15 protein-coding genes are annotated in these 19,659 nt (G+C 45.0%); 8 read left to right on the top strand and 7 right to left on the bottom strand.

Translation table 11 applies throughout. The features are described from left to right. Positions 1-30: 30 nt before the first annotated feature. From G496_RS0100850 to G496_RS0100880, 5 genes are all read left to right on the top strand, one after another. Positions 31-1,434, top strand: coding sequence for a glycosyltransferase family 9 protein (locus G496_RS0100850; protein ID WP_027177601.1), 1,404 nt, complete (start codon positions 31-33; stop codon positions 1,432-1,434). Between the two features lie 132 nt (positions 1,435-1,566). Continuing rightward, on the top strand, positions 1,567-3,258 hold the full coding sequence (locus tag G496_RS0100855; protein WP_027177602.1) for a flagellar hook-length control protein FliK: 1,692 nt from the start codon (positions 1,567-1,569) through the stop codon (positions 3,256-3,258). Positions 3,259-3,392: 134 nt separating this feature from the next. Further along, a complete protein-coding gene (locus tag G496_RS0100865; protein ID WP_027177603.1) occupies positions 3,393-4,217 on the top strand; it encodes a flagellar hook assembly protein FlgD in 825 nt (274 codons plus the stop codon). Between the two features lie 102 nt (positions 4,218-4,319). Next, complete coding sequence (locus tag G496_RS0100870) at positions 4,320-5,966, top strand: flagellar hook protein FlgE (RefSeq protein ID WP_027177604.1); 1,647 nt, start codon at positions 4,320-4,322, stop codon at positions 5,964-5,966. Between the two features lie 727 nt (positions 5,967-6,693). After that, positions 6,694-7,566 (top strand): flagellin N-terminal helical domain-containing protein, encoded by an 873-nt coding sequence (locus G496_RS0100880; protein WP_027177606.1) that lies wholly within the window; start codon positions 6,694-6,696, stop codon positions 7,564-7,566. Between the two features lie 96 nt (positions 7,567-7,662). On the opposite strand, the gene rnc is transcribed toward G496_RS0100880, so the two are convergent. Continuing rightward, positions 7,663-8,382 carry a ribonuclease III gene (gene rnc, locus G496_RS0100885; RefSeq protein WP_027177607.1) on the bottom strand — a complete coding sequence of 240 codons (720 nt, stop codon included), beginning with the start codon at positions 8,380-8,382 and terminating at the stop codon, positions 7,663-7,665. Between the two features lie 30 nt (positions 8,383-8,412). Here rnc and G496_RS0100890 point away from each other — a divergent pair, with 30 nt between their 5' ends. Together G496_RS0100890 and G496_RS0100895 are read left to right on the top strand one after the other, a co-directional pair. Then, positions 8,413-10,521: an acetate--CoA ligase family protein gene (locus G496_RS0100890; RefSeq protein WP_027177608.1), complete on the top strand. Its 2,109-nt coding sequence runs from the start codon at positions 8,413-8,415 to the stop codon at positions 10,519-10,521. A gap of 30 nt (positions 10,522-10,551) precedes the next feature. Beyond that, a complete protein-coding gene (locus tag G496_RS0100895; protein ID WP_027177609.1) occupies positions 10,552-11,616 on the top strand; it encodes a phosphotransacetylase family protein in 1,065 nt (354 codons plus the stop codon). Positions 11,617-11,697: 81 nt separating this feature from the next. Here the strand turns inward: G496_RS0100895 and G496_RS18415 are convergent, their stop codons facing one another. Next, positions 11,698-12,555 (bottom strand): substrate-binding periplasmic protein, encoded by an 858-nt coding sequence (locus G496_RS18415; RefSeq protein ID WP_084407453.1) that lies wholly within the window; start codon positions 12,553-12,555, stop codon positions 11,698-11,700. A 69-nt stretch (positions 12,556-12,624) separates the two neighbouring features. Then, positions 12,625-13,254 carry an MBL fold metallo-hydrolase gene (locus G496_RS0100905; RefSeq protein WP_027177610.1) on the bottom strand — a complete coding sequence of 210 codons (630 nt, stop codon included), beginning with the start codon at positions 13,252-13,254 and terminating at the stop codon, positions 12,625-12,627. Between the two features lie 77 nt (positions 13,255-13,331). Between G496_RS0100905 and G496_RS0100910 the strand changes: the two genes are divergently transcribed. Then, complete coding sequence (locus G496_RS0100910; protein ID WP_027177611.1) at positions 13,332-14,516, top strand: hypothetical protein; 1,185 nt, start codon at positions 13,332-13,334, stop codon at positions 14,514-14,516. 161 nt (positions 14,517-14,677) lie between these two features. Here G496_RS0100910 and G496_RS0100915 read toward each other — a convergent pair whose 3' ends face one another. From G496_RS0100915 to gcvH, 4 genes are all read right to left on the bottom strand, one after another. Continuing rightward, positions 14,678-16,066 (bottom strand): dihydrolipoyl dehydrogenase family protein, encoded by a 1,389-nt coding sequence (locus G496_RS0100915; protein WP_051294743.1) that lies wholly within the window; start codon positions 16,064-16,066, stop codon positions 14,678-14,680. Continuing rightward, on the bottom strand, positions 16,053-17,498 hold the full coding sequence (gene gcvPB, locus G496_RS0100920) for an aminomethyl-transferring glycine dehydrogenase subunit GcvPB (protein WP_027177613.1): 1,446 nt from the start codon (positions 17,496-17,498) through the stop codon (positions 16,053-16,055). Before gcvPB ends, G496_RS0100915 begins: the two co-directional genes overlap by 14 nt. Beyond that, on the bottom strand, positions 17,495-18,829 hold the full coding sequence (gene gcvPA / locus G496_RS0100925) for an aminomethyl-transferring glycine dehydrogenase subunit GcvPA (RefSeq protein ID WP_027177614.1): 1,335 nt from the start codon (positions 18,827-18,829) through the stop codon (positions 17,495-17,497). The genes gcvPB and gcvPA overlap by 4 nt, the downstream gene beginning before the upstream one ends. A 145-nt stretch (positions 18,830-18,974) precedes the next feature. Further along, complete coding sequence (gene gcvH, locus G496_RS0100930) at positions 18,975-19,355, bottom strand: glycine cleavage system protein GcvH (protein WP_027177615.1); 381 nt, start codon at positions 19,353-19,355, stop codon at positions 18,975-18,977. Positions 19,356-19,659 lie beyond the last annotated feature (304 nt).

A 19,659-nucleotide genomic window follows, 5' to 3' on the forward strand; every position in this document is an offset into this window, starting at 1 on the left:
TTACCCTGAACAATTATATATAGTGCCAGTATGAGTAAACGTCCTGTTCTGATTCTCCAGATGCAGCGCATGGGAGACCTGATACTTTCATTTCCTCTTTTTTTGTGGCTGGAACGGATTTTTCCGGGGCATCCTGTATGGGTTGTTGCCGAGGAAAATTTTTTCCGCCCCCTAATGTCAATAAGCCCGCGAGCTACTTATATCCCATGGAACAGGGCCTCAGTTGTTAAGAAAGAAAAGTTTGAGGCTGTTATAAATCTGAGCATTCGCAATGAAGCCGCACAACTGGCTTATTCGCTTGATACGGAAACTCTGCTGGGGCCGTTTATGGATGCCGACGGTTCAGTGAGAATTAAGGGAAACTGGCAGCTGTACCGTGCGGCCATTGTGCAGAACAACCGCCATAATCTTTTCCACTGGGCTGATCTTAATGCCCTTGATATTATTCCTCTTTCGTTGATGCAGAAAACAGGATGGCCGGTCCCCAGAACTTTAAGTAGGGGCTCGAAAAGGGTGGGGCTTTTTCTTGGAGCAAGTGAAATCTCCAAACGTCCTACAGTTGAATTCTGGGCCGGGCTTTGCAGAGAATTTTTGAACAGGGGTTTCCGTCCAGTGCTTTTCGGCGGTCCGCTTGAGAAAGGTATGGGAGCTGAAGTTGCCCGCATTTTCGGTGGTCCTGTGCTTGATATGTCCGGCAGACTTAATCTGGGTGAACTTGCTGCGGTGGGACAATCGCTGCAAATCCTCATAACTCCTGATACCGGTCCCATGCATCTTGCTTCATGGACAGGGCTTAAAGTGCTCAATCTTTCCATGGGCAATGTTAATCCTCATGAAACAGGTCCTTATCAACCCGGAAATTATGTCCTGCGTTCAAACATGAGCTGTGCCAGAGGCTGCTGGAGCTGTACCAGAGACAGGCTCTACTGCCATGACGTTTTCACCCCGGCAAAAGTGGCTTTTATCGCCGGGAGTCTCATCCGGACAGACAGCTCAGCTGAAAAAATGAATCTTTGCGGGCAGGACCTTTATCGGTCCGGCAGAAATTCCCACGGTCTTTATAGTCTGTCATGTCTTAACAAATCTAAATTTTCAGCCAATTTTTTCCTGTCTGAATTCTGGTCATCATTTTTTATGTATATTCATGGTCTTGTTACTGTTGAGACTGCTTCTGCTTCATGGAACAAATTTCAGGAAAAATATCCACTCCCCGCAGGAAAATTAAAAAAACACCTTCCCTTACTTGGTAAACAATTCAGCCGAGGATTATTTAAAGGACAGATTCTCGCTGATGAATTCTGGGACTCAACACCTCTTATTTTAAGATCTTTTACCGGTTATGTTCATCTTCTGCTCCAGAACTGCGATTATTCTAAAAAGGGTTGGTCCGAGGTCTTAAATATTCTTGAAAAGCTGGTTCAAGTAAGTAGCTGATTTTTTCTTCTTGATAAAAATTAAGGAATAATTTGCCCTGTTTTTAAGCTCGTCTTTTATGTAATATATTTAAATATAAGTATTTTATTTTTGGCACGCCTTGTGAATACAATACAGGCGAGGAGCCATAATATGAAAATACTTCCACATCTCAATCAGGATATTCAGGAATATAGCGGACTGCTTAACAGCAGCCCGGATCTTGAAAGTTCATATCGTTCAGCAATGTTCGATAATTTCATGCATTCCTTTGACGGGGCTGCAAGCACTCTCATGAATGACACCAGCAGTGTTATGGGAGGTCTTTCAAGCAATATCAATGTTGAATCTATTGATTATGTAAAAGAGGCTGCCAGTGAAGTTTCCATAAGTGATGTTGATACTCCTCCTCAGGATATGGAAGTAAGCAGGGAAGATTGGAATGATATCAAGGAAGGTCTGAAAAAGAGAGGCCTCAAGGAAAAAGATATCAACGAACTGGAAGAGAAGGTCTACAGTGATGAAGGTCTTACTTACGGACAGCTCGTTATGGGGCTTACCGAAATGCTGCAAAGCGTCAAGGGGCTTAACCTTTCTCCGACAGATTTACAGAATGTGGATTCCATGCTTTCCAAGCTTGGTTTTAATCTGAAAGAAAGCAAAGAACTTATTTCCGACCTGACCAATGGAAACTATAAAAGCTTCATGAATGCTATTTCACAGAAGCTGTCATCGCTTTCTGGCGATGAGAAAATCAGTTTTTCAAGTGAAGAAGCTGATACCCTTACCAGACTTTTCAAGTTGAGTGGTTCAGATGCCAAAAAGATAAAAGCTCTTCTGACTAAAAATGATACAAATGTGGCCGATCTGCGCAATGCTTTTTCCTCTTTGAAAACCGAACTCGAAAAGCTGGCTCAGCAGGAAAAATCCAAAGATGCCGATCTCTCCAAACTTGTGGGAGAAAAGCTTCATAATGCCATGAGCCGGGAGAGCGATCAGTCTCCAAGTATTGTTAAAATGGCTGATGCCACAACTATAAAAGATTCCCTCGGAGCAGCTAAAGACTTAGCCAAAGATGCTCAGGGCAACGGGCAGCAGCAGAATCAGGAAAATAATCAGAAAAATCCGGACAGTAACGGACAGCAGGCCGCAGGTGGTCAGGATCAGGATGATTCCCGTCAGGGTAATCACTGGCTGGATGATCTTTTAAACGATTCATCAGACTCAAAGGCATGGTCCGATTTCTTCGGAAAAATCCGTACCGATTCTGAATCCGGTATGGGTGGTCTCGAAAAAATGATGGGCGCCGGGCTTAATAATGCAAACGCTAATCTTTCCAAATTGGTTGATAGTGCCAAAACCAGTCCTATGTGGGAAAAAGCTGCCCGATCCAATGTGCTTGAGCAGGTACAGAACGGAATTTTCAGAAATTTAGGAAACGGTTCAAAACAACTGGTTCTTAAGCTTAATCCTGTGGAGCTTGGCAGTGTTAACGTCATGCTTCAGGTTAAGAATAAAGAAGTAAATGCTGTTATTCGGGCAGATAATCCTGATTCGGCAAGACTCATCTCAGATCAGGTTGATAAAATCCGTGCGGCCCTTGAGCAGCAGGGACTGAAGGTTGATAAACTGGATGTTCAGACCAATCTTGCCGACGGGCAGACCCAGTCTTCATGGCAGGGTGCGGATCAGCACAATAATGCCCAGCAAAATCATGATACAATGTTAGGAATTGTTAAGCGTTGGCGGTCAGTTAACTCCGGTGGAAGCTCTTTGGCCCAGGATATGCAACCTATGAGTGGAAAGGCAATAATTTCCCAGAGCGGTCTGCATATTGTCGCTTAAGAAGGCTTAAGTTTTTTAAGCGCGGAGACCGGCAAAAGGAACTGCTGAAAAGAAGCTGATTTTTTTTGAACTTTCTCCATTAAGAACGCTTAAGTTTTTTTAAGTGCGGATAAATAAGAGTTAAGAGGTGTAAGATGCCATACGTAGGATTCAACAGCATACTTGGTCGGGCAGAAGCTGAAATGGCTGCAAGCAACCAGCCTGAACATAAAGCTGATCTCGACAAGGACGATTTTCTCAAGCTCCTTATGGCGCAGATGCAGAATCAGGATCCTGTCAATCCGATGGAAGATAAAGAGTTTATCGCTCAGATGGCTCAGTTCTCCAGTCTGGAACAGTTGACTACTGTTAACGACAACCTTGAATCCATGGCAGCACAGAACAACCAGCAGCAGATGGTTTCTGCGGTTAACTTTATCGGCAAGAGCGTTCAGGCTGAAGGTTACAACATAAGCATAGACGGCGATAAGATCAGCAAGGTCTTTTATGGACTGGGTGAGCCTGTAGCCAATGCTTATATCAATATTTACGACAAAAATAACAACCTTGTCCGGACCGAACAGCTCGGCTCCAAGGGAGAAGGTACATTTGAATACGCCTGGGATGGAAAGAACTGGGAAGGAAAGCAGTGCCCTGACGGAGTTTACAGTATCGGTATGGCCGCAGAAGATGCGGATGGTAACCCGGTAATGATCAAAACCGAAGTCAGTGGTGAAGTCTCAGGCGTCGTCTCGGATGAAACCGGGCAGTATCTGCACCTTAAAGACGGACGTTATATCAACTTCCTGAATGTTAAGGAGATCGTAAACCCAACGGTTGTTGACGATCCGAACGATACTACCGGAGACGGTACTACCGGTGATGATACATCCGGTGATGATACCTCCGGTGACGATTCTTCAGATGATGATTCTTCTGATGATTCATCTGATGATGATTCTTCAACCGATGAATCATAAAGTTAGGATTAACACCGGGTTAAAAGCCTGACGGCACAGGCTTATTGGTCGCTCTCTGATGAATAGCCAGGATTTTATCAGAGAATACAAGGAGGAAAAATTATGGGTTTGTCAGCATCATTGTTCTCAGGAATAACCGGGCTTCAGGCTCACGGCGACAAGATGTCGGTTCTTGGTAACAACATCGCTAACGTCAATACCGTGGGATTCAAAAGTGCCAAGATGCACTTTGAAGATGCCATAAGTCAGGATATGTCCACTGCAACAGGTATCGCACAGGTCGGACGAGGTGTTCAGGTCGGTGCTATTTACGCCGATTTTGCACAGGGGTCCTTTGAAACCACATCTGAATCAACAGACCTTGCCATCGGCGGTGACGGCTTTTTCATAGTAAAACCTAAGGACGAGGAAAGCTCATACTATACCAGAGCCGGTAACTTCCGCTTTGATAAAGACGGTTACCTTACCGACCCTCATGGCTACGTTCTTCAGGGATGGCAGGTGCAGAACGAAAGTACTCAGGTTGCCACCAGCGACAGTGTTTCAACTTCCAATCAGGTCAGAACCGTTGGAGTTCCCACTGATATCAGGCTTGAAAACTTCCAGTCTCCTCCAATGGCGACATCAAGGGTTAACATGATAAGTAACCTTGATTCCAAGGAAGCCAGCCGTTCTACAAGTGCAACCAACCCCTATTTTTCACTTTTTGAAGCATGGAATGGTAATCAGGAGCCACCTCTCGGGAATAATGCCTACAGTTACCAGTCCACCATTAAAACTTATGACGCCAACGGTTCAGCTCATAACCTGACAGTTTATTTTGATCAGGTCACATTGAGCAATGCCGGCGGAAAAAAGGTCTGGGAATACATGGTAACCTCAGATCCTTCAGAAGACGGACGTATTGCCAGTGACGGCAGTACCCGCCTTAACAGTACTTCCGCAGCCGGTATTCTTATGACTGGAACTATGACCTTCAACGCTGCCGGTGATATGACCGGAATGTCCGCCTTCACACTCAAGAGCGGAACCAGCGCAACAGGGGTAAAGGATCTCTCCAACTGGAGTCTGGCAAACTTTTCTCAGGATGGTTTCCCGGTTTTGACAGCCAACTTCCTTTCAACTTCCAATGCGGACTTCACGAACCAGACGGAAGCCGTGAGCATGGAAATGAATTTCGGTCTTTCCAATAAGGATTTGTCCGGAAGTGGAGTGACAAAGGGCTGGGATATCGGAGCCTCGGGTATTTCAAATGCCGGAATGATCGGAACGGATATTACCGACATAACCAGGATCCCGAACTTTGGGGAAGTAGAAACAAGTGCGCTGGCCACAACCAGTTACAGCACAGGTTCAACAACTCTTTTCCAGTCTCAGGACGGTTATACCGCAGGTTTTCTGCAGAATGTTTCTGTGAGCAGAGACGGGGTTCTTACTGGTCGATATTCCAACGGGCAGATTCTTGAACTCTATGTGCTGACCCTTGCGGATTTCAATAACCAGTGGGGGCTGCGCAGAGAAGGAGGCAACCTTTTCTCGGAAACCAGAGAATCCGGCGATGCCCTTACCGGGCTGCCAAACACTGGTGGAAAGGGAAGCATCTCTTCCAACTCGCTGGAAATGTCAAACGTCGATCTGGCTGTTGAATTTGTTAATATGATTACCACTCAGCGTGGATTCCAGGCAAACTCCAAGGTTATCACTACCACTGACAGTATGCTTGGAGACCTTATCCAGCTTAAGAGGTAATTGATTAAATAACGTCTTGAATATTTCCCGGACCTGACCCGTCCGGGAAATATAAATAAGCTGATTAACGCATCATAAAGATGCGAACCCATAGATCAGAAACTCCTTGTTATCACTTTCAATTTCCGGACCTGACTCTTCCGGTAATTGGTGAACCCCCTCTCTCGGAATGCCGTATCCGAAAGAGGGGGTTTCTCTTTGTTCTCCCGTAATATTTTCCGCAATTGAACTCCAGAAAGTCGAGCAGCCTTAAATTTTGGTCGCAAATTTTTCTAAAGCCTGAACTTCGGAAAACTAATCTGGTTGAAATTTTGACTGTATAACTTTTCAGAGTCTGAACTTTTGAAAGTGGAGCTGGTTGCTGTTTTGAATGCAGAGATAATCTGATCATTTTGCAGGCTGAAAGCCGTTTAAAATGGGATGCGGAATTTTTGACCACATGCCCCGGATAGCGGTTGTTTATAGGGGATCAATGCGTTTAGAAATGTAGATTTTATTAATAAAACTTAATGTTATTAAGATATTAAAAGCTATATGAGGAAAATTTTGACGCTCTGAGGCTGGAATAGCGGGAAAAAAATGACTTTCAAGCGTTATATTCAAAAGTCTAGAAAATATTTAGATATATAAATACTTGTTTTAATTAATAAAACTATGTTTGGCACGCCCAATGCTTAAGAAACGTTAATTAAAACGGATTTTTGTGAATAACAAGGAGGTTCACTTTATGTCCTTAGCCATTAACCATAACCTCATGGCAATGAATGCCAGCAGAAACCTTCAGAGTTCTTATGATAGACTCGGAGTTTCCACCCGCAGACTTTCATCAGGTCTTCGTGTTGGAACAGCTGCTGATGACGCCGCAGGACTCGCAATTCGCGAACTCATGCGTGCAGATGTTAAATCTCTGCATCAGGGAATCAGAAACGCTAATGATGCTATTTCAATGATCCAGACAGCTGACGGTGCGCTGCAGGTAGTCGACGAAAAGCTCATCAGAATGAAAGAGCTTGCAACTCAGGCATCAACCGGTACTTACAACTCTTCACAGCGTCTCATCATTGATTCAGAATTTCAGGCAATGGCCTCGGAAATTACCCGAATAGCCAACGCAACTGACTTCAACGGAATTCATCTTCTTAATGGTAACCTTTCCGGTGAAGCCGGTACCCATGACGGTTCCGGACTCCATTCAACAGGACCTATGAAAGTCCATTTCGGAACCGGAAACGACAGTGCTGAAGATTATTACTACATCTCAATCGGCACATCCACAGCTTCAGCTCTTGGTGTACAGACAGCCATCTCTACCCAGGAACTGGCACAGCAGGCACTTGATAAGATTCAGGCGGCGATTGTCTCCAAGGATAAAATCCGTGCTAACCTCGGTGCCATGCAGAACAGGCTGGAAAACACAATCACAAACCTTTCTATTCAGGCTGAAAACGTTCAGGCCTCAGAATCACGAATTTCTGACGTTGACGTAGCAACTGAAATGACAGAATTCGTCAGAAACCAGATTCTCACACAGTCTTCAGTAGCGATGCTTGCTCAGGCAAACTCCCTGCCGAAGATGGCAATGCAGCTCATAAGCGGTTAACGCTATGGGATATAGGCTAATGATTAGGGACTGCGGAGACGGCTGATCACCGTCTCCCAGTCCTTTTCTTAGTGCAAAAAACTGAGAGTTCTGCAATCAGGCCTTGTTTTCATTAAATTCATCCATGCGGTCTTTAAGATAGTCCATTGCTGTTCTGGCCGCATTCTGTTCTGCTTTTTTCAGGCTTGTTCCTTCCGCTTCAAATTCTTCACCTTCGGGAAGTATTATTTTTACCTGAAAAATTTTGCCGTGTTCAGGGCCTACGGTTCCTGTGAGATGGTAGACCGGTCTTTCTTTAAACAGCAGCTGAGTCTGTTCCTGAAGATTGCTTTTATAGTCTTTTCTACTTTCTATATCGGCATGTTCCGGCCATTTATCTTCCATAAGTCTAAGAATTAATTCCTTTACTGTCGCATAGTCGCTATCCAGAAAAACTGCTCCGAGGACTGCTTCCATGGTATCCGCCAGAAGAGATGATCTTGTACGTCCTCCCTGAGCCTCTTCTCCACGTCCGAGCAGAAGAAATTCGTCAAGACCCAGTTCATTTGCTATGGTGGCAAGACTCTTTTCTTTAACGAGATTAGAGCGTATCTTGGTTAACTGACCTTCATGCGCTTGAGGAAAACGCTTGAAAAGTTCTTCTGTGACGCATAATTCAAGAACGGCGTCGCCGAGAAATTCAAGGCGTTCGTTGTCCTGAGCAGTATTCTGCTGCTCGTTGGCCCATGAACTGTGGGTCAGTGCCGTGGTTAAATGCTTGACTTGAGAAAATCGATAGTGAATACCTTGCTGAAGGCGCAAATATTCGTCTTCCATTGAAATAAACCCACTTGGTTTTAGGTAGAAATGCAAATTGATCTACATCTTAAAGCTCTTTTTGAGCCTGATACGATAGCCGTTATCGGGGCAACTCCCGAACCGGGAACGACCGGACATGCTGTTACAGCCAATCTTCTGGCTTCAGGATATAAAGGTAAAATATTCCCCGTCAATCCTAAAGGTGAAGAAGTTTTGGGGCTCAAGGCCTGCAAAGAGGTCTGTGATATACCCAGATTCACCGATCTGGCAATAATCTGTCTTCCGCCAACCGAGGCCCTCAAAGCTCTTGAAATTTTAGGAGACCGTCCTGTCAGGTCAGCTATAGTTACTTCTCCCGGCTTTGGCGAGACCGGTAAAGAAGGATATATGCTCGAACGAAGGCTGGCCCGGATTGCCAAGGCCAGTGATATGGCTGTTCTTGGACCGAACTGCTACGGGATGATGAATACTGAGCTATCCATGAACGCCAGTCTTTTTGAAAGTTTTGCCCGTGAGGGAAATATTTCCTTTTTTGCTCACTCAGGCGCAGTATGCTGTACCGCTGTGGACTGGGCAAATTCTGAATTTTTAGGTTTTTCGAAATTTTTGAGTCTGGGCAATAAGGCTGTTTTAAGTGAATCAAGAATGCTTCGCTATCTGGCCTCTGATCCGGGAACAAAAGTTATTCTGGGATATTGTGAAAATCTTGAAGACGGTCAGGATTTTGTGAGAATCGCTCAGGATGCTACGGCCAAAAAACCGTTTATTCTTCTCAGGGCCGGTGAAACTCCGGATGGCGCGCAGGCCGCTTCGGCTCATGCCGGGGCTCTTACCGGAGCTGCAATGGCTTATGACGCTGCCTTCAGACAGTCGGGGATATTAAAAGCTGTGGATATTGAAGATATGTTCAATATGGCCAGAGCCTTTTCTTTTCAGCCGCTGCCTGAGGGACCGAGTGTAGCTATTGTGACCAATTCAGGAGGCCCGGGAATCATCGCGGCGGATATGTGCGAAAAGGGAAATCTTAGCATTTCACGCCCCTTACCGGAATCCATAGAGAAGATGAGAAGCTTTCTGCCTTCGTATGCATCTTTTTATAATCCGGTGGATATGGTCGGGGAAGCCGGAACGGAGACATACGCACGGACAATGGAAGTTGTCGCTGAAGATGACAGATTTAATGCTATTATCGTTATCCTTACTCCTGCCGCTAATATTCATGATCAGATAAATGGAATCGCCGATGAAATCATCAAGGCTTCCAGAAATACGAGAAAGCCTGTGATAGCCTGCCTTATGGGACGCGACAGTGTCGCTGAGGCCCGCAGAAAACTTCTTGAAGCTAAAATTCCGTGCTATGAATATCCTGAAACAGCGGTTCGCTGTCTTGATGCCATGTATCAGTGCCATCGCTGGCAGAACAGGGAATGCCCGATTGATGTCTGCTTCAGGCGTGATATAACCAAAGCTCGCTCTGTTGTTGAAACTTATACAAGAATCGGACTCAATGAACTTGTTGAACTCGATGCCCAGAATCTGGCTTCCGCCTATGAACTCCCTATTCCGGAGACGATACTAGCCAGAACTTCCAATCAGGCTGTTAAGGCCGCAAAACGCATCGGTTATCCGGTTGTTTTAAAAATCGCTTCTCCGCAGATAAGCCGCAAGGGTGAACTCGGGCTTATCATGACTGGTATTGAAAGTCCTGCCGAGTTGCGTAAAGCTTTTTTAAATATAACTTCACTTGCAGCCAGAAGATGCAAGGACGCCTATATTCATGGTTGTCTTGTTCAGGCTATGGGGCCTGAAAATGCTCAGGAAGCTGTAATTAAATTTCGCAGGGACCCGCAATTCGGTCCGGTTATAACATTTTCTCTCGCAGGTCTTCACGCTGACATGCTTGGTGATGTATCCTCAAGGCTGGCACCGCTCTCTTTAAATGACGCTCAGGAAATGATCAGAGAAATCAAAGCCTACCCCATCCTGCGGGGAGTTGATTCCGGTGAGTCTGCCGATCTTGGAGCAATAGAAGATATTCTTCTGATGATATCCCAGATGGCGACTGATCTTCCGGAAATTCAGGAAGCAGAATTTAATCCTGTCATAGCGGGTCCCGATGGTGCAGTTGTCGCTAATATGCGTATGACTGTAGGATAAATAAATTACAACCATAATGGAGGAATGATCATGCCCGGTCTTTATATAGGGTCTACCAGTGGGTATTCCGGGAAAAATATGATCGTCATGGGACTTGGACTGAGATTCCAGAAAGAAGGTCTCAGACTCGGATATATGAAGCCAGTCGGCGCTATCCCCGTTGAATTAAATGGAAAACTTGGTGATGAAGATGCTTTTTTCATGCAGCAGGTTCTTGGAGTTTCAGGAGAACCGGCTGATGTTACTCCTGTTGTCGTTACCCATGATTTCAAGGTTCAGGCTTTCAACGGAAGAGTTGAAGACCACGTTGCACCGATAGTTGAAGGCTATGAAAATATCAGTGCCAATAAGGATCTTACGCTGATAGCCGGGTCCGGTTCGATGTATTCAGGAAAATACTGCGGAGTTGACGGAATTCATCTCGTTAAAACTCTCGGAGTTAAGTCCATTGTTATCGACAGGTTTCAGAAAGAACTTAATTATGACTATCTTGTTGTCCTCAAAGAATCTCTGGGTGATAATCTTGCCGGTGTGGTTTTAAACGACATCCCGCCGTCTTTTATGGACGAGATCACAACCCTGATAAAACCATTTCTGGAAAGCAAAGGTGTTAAAGTCCTCGGGGTAATTCCCAAAGATCCGTTTATGGGAACCATAAAAGTGACTGATCTTGCTGACAGGCTCGGGGGTAAAATTATCTCCGCACATGGAAAAGTCGCTCACCCTGTTGAAAGTTTTCTTATCGGAACAATGCAGGTTGAAAACTTTATGACCCATTTCCGCAGACAGCGTAATTCTGCCGTCATCGTCGGTGGTGACCGTTCGGATGTTCAACTGGTAGCGCTTGAAGGTGAATGCCCTTGTCTTGTGCTGACCGGTAACCTGTATCCGAATGATATTATTTTAACCCGTTCTGAAGTTCTCGGCACTCCAATTATCATGGTTCGTGACGATACTTTTTCTGTGGCCAAAAAGATGGAAGATATCCTTTCACGGCATAAGCTCAGGGATTCTGCCAAAGTTAAGCATGGAGCAGAACTGGTTGCTTCACATCTGGATTTTGATTATATCAAAAAAGAACTTGGCTTGGATTAGTAAGTTTTTTCGTTTTGCAAAGGAAAAGGTCCGAAGGTGAAAACCTCGGACCTTTTTTATTTGGTTTAGAGCTGTATCCGTCTAATTTTGTATGTTGAAATTTTTGGAGTGGTGCGGAATGTGAAGTATCGGACGTATCCCTTTTCTGATTATAAATTCCGTTTCAATTTCTTTTATGGTTCCGTCTGCTTTGAGCCTTTTTAAGATTTTGTTGAACTGTTTAATAAAATCAGCCTTAAAAGGATAAGCTCCGTTATCTCTTCCTGTTATTCCGAGATATCCATGCTCCGTTGTAGAATAATCCGAATAATGAATTCTGCTGGAGGTATCCTCTGGAAGTTCTCCTGATTCCATCATTTTATTCATTGTCCATATCACGGATAGATTGCCATTGAGATAACAGTCAATTCTGCCCCTCAACAGTTTTATAATATTCATTTTATTGCTGTCAGCTTCGTCTATTTTAATTCTGTTTTTGGCTTTGGCGGCCAGAAATTTTTTGCCGCCCATTACGAATCCTCTGTTTATACCGATGGTCACATCTTCAAAATCTTCAGGCCATCTTATCCGCTTTTTGGTATGTATCTGGTTGCGGCAGATCAGGACAACTTGCTCATTGAGTATTGGTTCGGAATAAATACCGAAATAAGGTCTTTTGTCCGGATATTTATATGGTGGGTAGATTGCAAAGCCTTTACCACTTTCAATATATTTAAGTCCTCTCTTCCATGGCATAGGCTTTATTGTTATGTCATATCCATGCATTTCGCTGAATATTTTCTGCATGATCTCAGTATAAATACCAACGGGCCTGCCATCTTCTTTATAAGAGTATGGAGGATAAGCTTCATCTGAATATACTGTAACTTTAATATTACCGGCAAAGCAGGTTACAGCTGTCATGATTATTAAAAGAAAAGTGCTAAGATATTTTAACATTATTTTAAGAGGTGTTATGTCGTTTGATAGTTTATAACTATAAGGTAATAAAACCTCAATGTCAGCTGTTTAATCCTTTAAAAACATGGGATTGTTTTCTTTTTCAAAAGCTACGGTTGTCATAGGACCATGGCCTGAATAAATTCTGGTTTCATCAGGAAGAATAAATATCCTGTTTTGTATAGAATCAAGCAGAGTTTGCGAATCCCCACCGGGAAAGTCCGTGCGACCTACTGAAATCATAAAAATCAGATCCCCGGTAAAAACGCACCCTGCGCCGGGGAAAAAATATGAAACACTGCCGGGAGTATGTCCGGGGGTATCAAGAACAAGCATGGGCAGACCAAGTACAGTATACCTGCCCGGTTCTATGTTTTCATATTTAAATCCTGTGTCTGACCTAAATTCCTTTGATCCACCGAATTTAACTTTAACATCAGCCAGATAAGCGTCGGCCATGTTCGCATAGATGTCGGCTCCGGTCTGCTCTGATAGCTGTTTGACTCCTCCCATGTGGTCAAAGTGCAAGTGGGTCAGGTAAATGGCTTTCAGATTAATATCTCTTTCTTTAACTGCCGCAGCAAGTCTTTGCGGGGCGGGCGGACAGTCAATGAGAATACTTTCACCACCGCAGGTCAGCAGATAGGAGTTTGTATCCAGCGGTCCTAAAATAAATGTTTCAACTGTAAGTTTATTCATATTGCGGTGATGCTTGACGAGATGCCTGCAATCGGTTCAAATCATGAAATATTAAAGCCTTAACCACGGATAAAATAATGCGTTACTTTCTTGGCAACTGTCAAATGGATTTCCTCAATCGTGCTATGGCTGATAGGGATGCCGGTGGAGATTATCGGGTTCTGGCCTCACCTGTTACCTATTGCAGTTCACCCGGTACGATTCCCCATGAATTAGCTGAAGTTGATAAAGACTCCATTTTTGATGATTACTGCTATGGCAGAAATTTTCGCAACCAGTTTGAAATGATTGGTAACTCTGAAGCCTATCCTTCACTTGTGGTTATGAACCTTTTTCATGAGAACAGTCCTCTTTTTATTCACAACAAAGATAAATATATCTTTTTTACTGATCCTAAAATCTGGCAGAAATATCCTGACATTGAAGCATGGATGAAGGGTTGTTTCGGAATGATCAGAGTAAATCCTGCTACCTATCTGAAACGCTATCACGATATGCTTAAATTATTCATGGAACGTTTCAACGATGTCCCGCTGATACTGATCAAACGTCTTTCCCATTATCCCGCTTTTGGCCCTGCCCCGTATTCATATCTCGAAGGCTGGGACAGTCTCTGGCAGTCTGCTGCTGCAATCATTGCGGAGTGGAGCGCTGAGTTCAGGAATCTTCATGTGATAGAGCTTGATAAAATATTTGCCGGAATCTGGAATGGCTCAGAAAAAATTATCGAATCACATTGCCCCTTTTTAAAATTTGAAATTAAAGAGGAAAATGATCGCATTACAGACCTTCATGCCAGCAGGGATGTTGAGCATATCGGTTCCATGTGGCCGGTGCTGGCGGATAAAATATTGGCTTTCGAAAAAACAGGAAAAATCAGTTATACAGCTGCTGAGCAAATACCGGAAGAATGGTCCAGTCCTTGGAAACCGGAATTTCCTGAAAGGAACAGAATGCTCGAAATGCTGAGCTCCGGAGCAAACTATCTTTGCGCCAGAGCTGTAGGGGCATTTTTTATTGATTTAAATACCGATTATACAGATCTTTTAGTTGAAACCGGAGCATATACCCCGGTGTGTCATAATACTCTGCACATGATTAAAATTTATGGAAGAATCCATCGTAATCCGGCACTGACCATCTGGTGTGAAGAGCATAGAAAAACAGCGCTGAATTTTACCGCCAACGGAGCTCTTTATCAGCAGGATTATTTGAACAGGCTGGATGAAATAGAGCGTTTTGCCGCAGGTGATTGCGATTAGCAATTGGCAGGCTTTTAATTATAGCTCCGGCTGTAACACATAAAAATATCACAGCAATATAAAATCCCTTCTGGAGAAATTCCAAAAGGGATTTTATATTTTAAGGAACTGTTTGGGTTCCTAAACTGTCTGAACCCTGTAACGGGTTCAGGCAGTCTTTATTATATTTCTTTGCGATCCGCTTTTAAGGCTGCGAGCAACGCTTCATCGAGAGTGGGATGGGGGAAGATTATCTTATTAAGATCTTCTTTCTTCCATTCTTCCTGAACCATTATTGCTGCCGCGGTTGTCAGCGAGGAAACGTGATGCCCTACAGCTGTTACCCCTGCAACTTTTCCGTCAAGCCAGACAACTTTTACAAATCCCTGAGTGGATGCGTATGCCTGAGCTATCGGGTTGGCTGCCAGAGGGGAGCTTGAGACTTCCACTTTACCTTTGCCTTCAAGTTCGGAGATCATTGATCCTACGCGCATCGCTTCCGGTGCTCCATAAAGGATGGAAGGCATCGGTCCGGGGGCATAAGGGCCTTTTTCCTCTCCTGTTATGCGTCTGACAACATAACCGGCCTGATGGCTGGCAGCATGAGCCAGGAGGGTAATTCCGTTTATATCGCCAATGGCATAAATTGAAGGAGCGGCTTCAAGGTTTTCATCAACCTTAATATAACCCGGTCCTGCTGTTTCAATGCCTGCCTTCTCAAGGCCGATATCTTTGGAATTAGGTCTTCTGCCGATAGCAACCAGAGCTTTGCCGGCAGTAATTGTTTCACCGTCAGCGGTTTCAAGCACAGCCTGCCCGTCAACGGTTTTAACAGAAGCTACTTTTACTCCGGTACGGATATCCCATTTGCTGCGCTTGAAGATGGAATGCAGGGTTTTGCCTACTTCCGGGTCTTCCTGAACCGCAATCCGATCCATGGCATCAACAACTGTTATTTTTGATCCCATGCGGCTGGCAATCTGAGCCATTTCAAGACCGATGAATCCTGCACCGATAACCAGAAGGCTTTCAGGCATTTCGGCAAGTTCCAGAAAACCTGTTGAGTCCAGCACGGCTTCACCATCCGGCTCAACGCCGGGAAATGAAGTCGGGTGTGTACCGGTGGCAATGATGAGGTTTTCATACTCAAGGTCAGCCGTATCAATGGGTGATTCAATTTTAACCGAGTTATTGCCGATGATTTCAGCAGTACCCTGATACAGATCAATACCCAGAGCTTTCAGCTTCTGGGCCATGGCTTTGCGTGTGGCACCGATGAATTTATCCTTGCGGGTGAGCAGTTTGCCCATATCCACATTTATTTCACCGGAAGCTACTTTAACCTTGGCCTGAGCTGCAAGATCATGAACAGGAGCTGTCGCACCGATATAAAGCTTGGTTGGAATACATCCCGCATTGAGGCAGGTTCCGCCAAGAAGATTTTTTTCGATAAGCGCAACTTTAAGGCCGCTTGAAGCCGCTTCAACAGCAGCATCAAAACCACCGGGGCCGGCACCGATTACAACGACCTGATATTTCCTGTTTTCAGTAGGGAAATCAGCCGATGTCATCAGTAAGCTCCATATTTCTGGCTGCTGCTGTTTCATCGAGTCTTGAAGCTGGAAGATAGATCGGGGCTGCATGCAATGCATCGGGATCAGTCTCGGCTATCTGGGCAATCTCAATAAGATCGTCAATGAACGCATCCATGGTGGCTTTGCTTTCTGTCTCAGTCGGTTCGATCATCATGCATTCCTTGACAATCAGCGGGAAGTAGATGGTCGGGGCATGGTAGCCCTTGTCGAGCAGAGCTTTGGCTATATCAAGAGCGCGAACTCCGTTTTCAGCCTGCTTTGCAGCAGAGGAGACGAACTCGTGCATGCAGAGCTTGTTGTAAGGAATCTCAAAGTAATCTTCGAGTTTTTTGCGCATGTAGTTGGCGTTAAGAACCGCGTTTTCAGAAGCTCTGACAATGCCTTCACGTCCAAGACGGAGAATGTATGCGTATGCTTTAAGGAAAACACCGAAGCTTCCGTAGAAAGGAGCGATGTATCCTATGGATTTTGGATAGTTGTAGTCCAGATAGAAGGAACCGTCTTCCAGCTTTTTAACCCGGGAGATAGGCAGATAGGGCAGCAGCTTTTCGCTTACGCCAACCGGACCTGAACCGGGACCTCCTCCACCGTGCGGAGTTGCAAAAGTTTTATGCAGGTTGACGTGAACAACATCAAATCCGGCATCTCCAACTCTCAGTTTACCCATGATGGCATTGAGGTTTGCGCCGTCATAGTAGAGCAGAGCGTCCTTTTCATGAAGCATCTTTACTATTTCGGGGAGATGGGTCTCGAATAGTCCGAGAGTGTTGGGGCAAGTCATCATCAGAGCTGCAACATCGTCATCAAGGACTTCTGCAAGAGCTTCAGGTGAGATTATGCCGTCTTTGGATTCAATGCTGATAACTTCAAAACCGGCAATTGTTGCCGATGCCGGGTTGGTTCCATGTGCGGAGTCCGGGCAGATGACTTTAGTTTTTTTATTGCCTTTATCTTTATGATAAGCGGCAATAAGCATTGCTCCGGTCAGTTCTCCATGAGCACCGGCCATAGGCTGGAGTGTGAATCCTGACATACCTGTTATTTCGCTGAGAAGCTGTTCGGTTTCATAAACAACTTCAAGAGCACCCTGACAATGGCGTCCGGCACCTTTAAGCTGTGGCATTACCGGGTGCAGTCTTGCAAAACCGGGCAGTGCGGCAGCTTTTTCGGTGAACTTGGGATTGTATTTCATTGTGCAGGAACCGAGAGGATAGAAATTGCCGTCAACACCGTAGTTCTTGAGAGAAAGACGGGTGAAATGACGGACTACATCCAGTTCTGAAAGAGAAGGCATTCCTGCGCTGTCTCTCAGAAGTTCTGCAGGAATGAATTCAGATACATCTTTTTTGGGCTTTGCAGGCCAGACGCCTTCGCGGCCGGGAACGGATTTTTTAAATACTGTTGTCATGAGAGTGTACCCCGCAGAATTTCAGCGAAGATTCCGATCTGTTCTTCGGTTGTCTTTTCAGTGCAGGCCACCAGAAGTCCTTTTTCCATACCTTCGTAATAGCGGCCTATGGGGAAGCCCGGAATTATTGAACGCTCGGTGAGGGCGTCTATGACTTCGTAAGCATTTACCGGAAGTGTAATTGCAAATTCGTTTCCGAAAGGTCCTTCGGTGAACAGCTCCACTCCGTCAATAGCTGTCAGTCGTTCTGCTGCGTAGTGGGCTCTTTCAATGGAAAGACCCGCGGTGCGGCGCAGTCCTTCTTCGCCCAGCAGGCAGAGATGGATGAGAGCACGCAAAGCGCAGAGAGCCTGATTGGAGCAGATATTGGAAGTGGCTTTATGCCTTCTGATATGCTGTTCGCGGGCCTGAAGTGTCAGAACATATCCTGTGCGTCCTTCGGTATCGGTTGTGCGTCCGGCCATACGTCCGGGCATCTGCCTGACCAGAGTTTTATTGCAGGTCATTATTCCGAGGTAAGGTCCACCGAATGAAAGGGGCTGTCCAAGGCTCTGGCCATCGGCTACAGCGATGTCCGCACCCATGTCTCCGGGAGTTTTAAGAACTGACTGCATAACCGGGTAGGTCGACATTACAGCTACTGCTTTGTTCTCGTGCACAGTTTTGAAAAGATCTGTGAAATCGTTGATACTGCCGAAGAAGTTCGGATTCTGCACCAGAACTGCGGCGGTTTCTTTATCGATTGCTGCCGAGATGGCTTTAATGTCGGTTGCACCGTTTTTGTGGGGAATTGTAACCAGCTCAAGATTCAGGTTGGTTGTGTAGGAATCAAGCATGACCCTGTAAATAGGGTTGAGTCCTTCACTGACAATGATTTTGCGGCGTCTTGTTTTTCTGACAGCCATCATTGCTGCTTCATAGAGAGCTGTTCCACCATCATAAACAGAAGCGTTGGCATAAGGCAGGCCCATGAGTCTGGTCATGGCGGTCTGATATTCGAAAATAGCCTGCAGAGTACCTTGAGCGGCTTCAGGCTGATATGGTGTGTAGGCAGTGTAGAATTCACCGCGTGAGCTTAAAGCGTCAACGGCTGAAGGGATGAAGTGATCGTAAAAACCTGCTCCGAGAAAGCTGGTCATGTTTGTGGTGTTCTTTGCGGCGAGATGCTCAAGTCTGTCGAGGACTTCCATTTCGCTTTTGCCTTCAGGCAGGTCAAAACTTTTTGGCCTGAATTCAGCCGGGATTTCAGCAAAGAGGTCTTCCACGGTACTCACGCCGATTACTTCAAGCATCTCCCGGACTTCTTCCGGGGAATGAGGAACGTAAGGCATTTCTTGTCCTCCGTAAAAGTTGCTTCGATAAAAATGCTGCTTATATTGTTCTATAATATTGTGGCAGCCCTGAAACACTACTTCCCCGTCTACCATCAGGCGGGCGGGGAAGGTTATATCTTACTATATTTGTTGATTAAAGCTTCTAGTGAGCTTCCTCTTCAACAAGCTTTTCGTATGCTGCAGCGTCAAGGAGAGCGGAGGTATCTCCGGTTACTTTGACTTTAAGCATCCAGCCTGCATTGTAGGGATCTTCATTAACTTTTTCAGGAGCATCTTCAAGCTCGGGGTTAACCTCGATAACTTCCATTGCAACCGGAGCGTAAAGCTCACTTGCAGCTTTAACAGATTCGATAGAGCCGCATTCGTCGCCTTCTTCAAAAGTATCGCCTTCCTGAGGAAGTTCGATAAAAGTAAGGTCGCCAAGCTGTTCCTGAGCAAACTGTGTGATGCCGATTGTTGCGGTTTCTCCGTCCAGTTTGAGCCATTCGTGAGATTTCGCATAAAGAAGTTCTTTAGGGATCATGTCGCCTCCTGTGCAAAAAAGGATATTAATTTTTTGTTTTTTTGTAAAAAATCGTATTTAAAAGCTGCATCCTGATAGCATCCATTTACAATAAAAAAAAGCCTTCAGAGCATCACTTTTTTGATTACTTTTTATGATTATCAGAAAATTTTAAATGATGAAATTTTTTTATCTCCTTTTGATCTTTTGTGCGAGTGTTACGCAGGGTTGTGTTTTGGCGAAAAAAGGCATACGCAATTGATTAATTTTTAGGAAGTGATTTAGTATGAAAACTGAATTGGAAGCCATTTTGACCGTGTGGGAC

The sequence above is a fragment of the Maridesulfovibrio bastinii DSM 16055 genome (assembly GCF_000429985.1).
Lineage (GTDB): Bacteria > Desulfobacterota > Desulfovibrionia > Desulfovibrionales > Desulfovibrionaceae > Maridesulfovibrio > Maridesulfovibrio bastinii.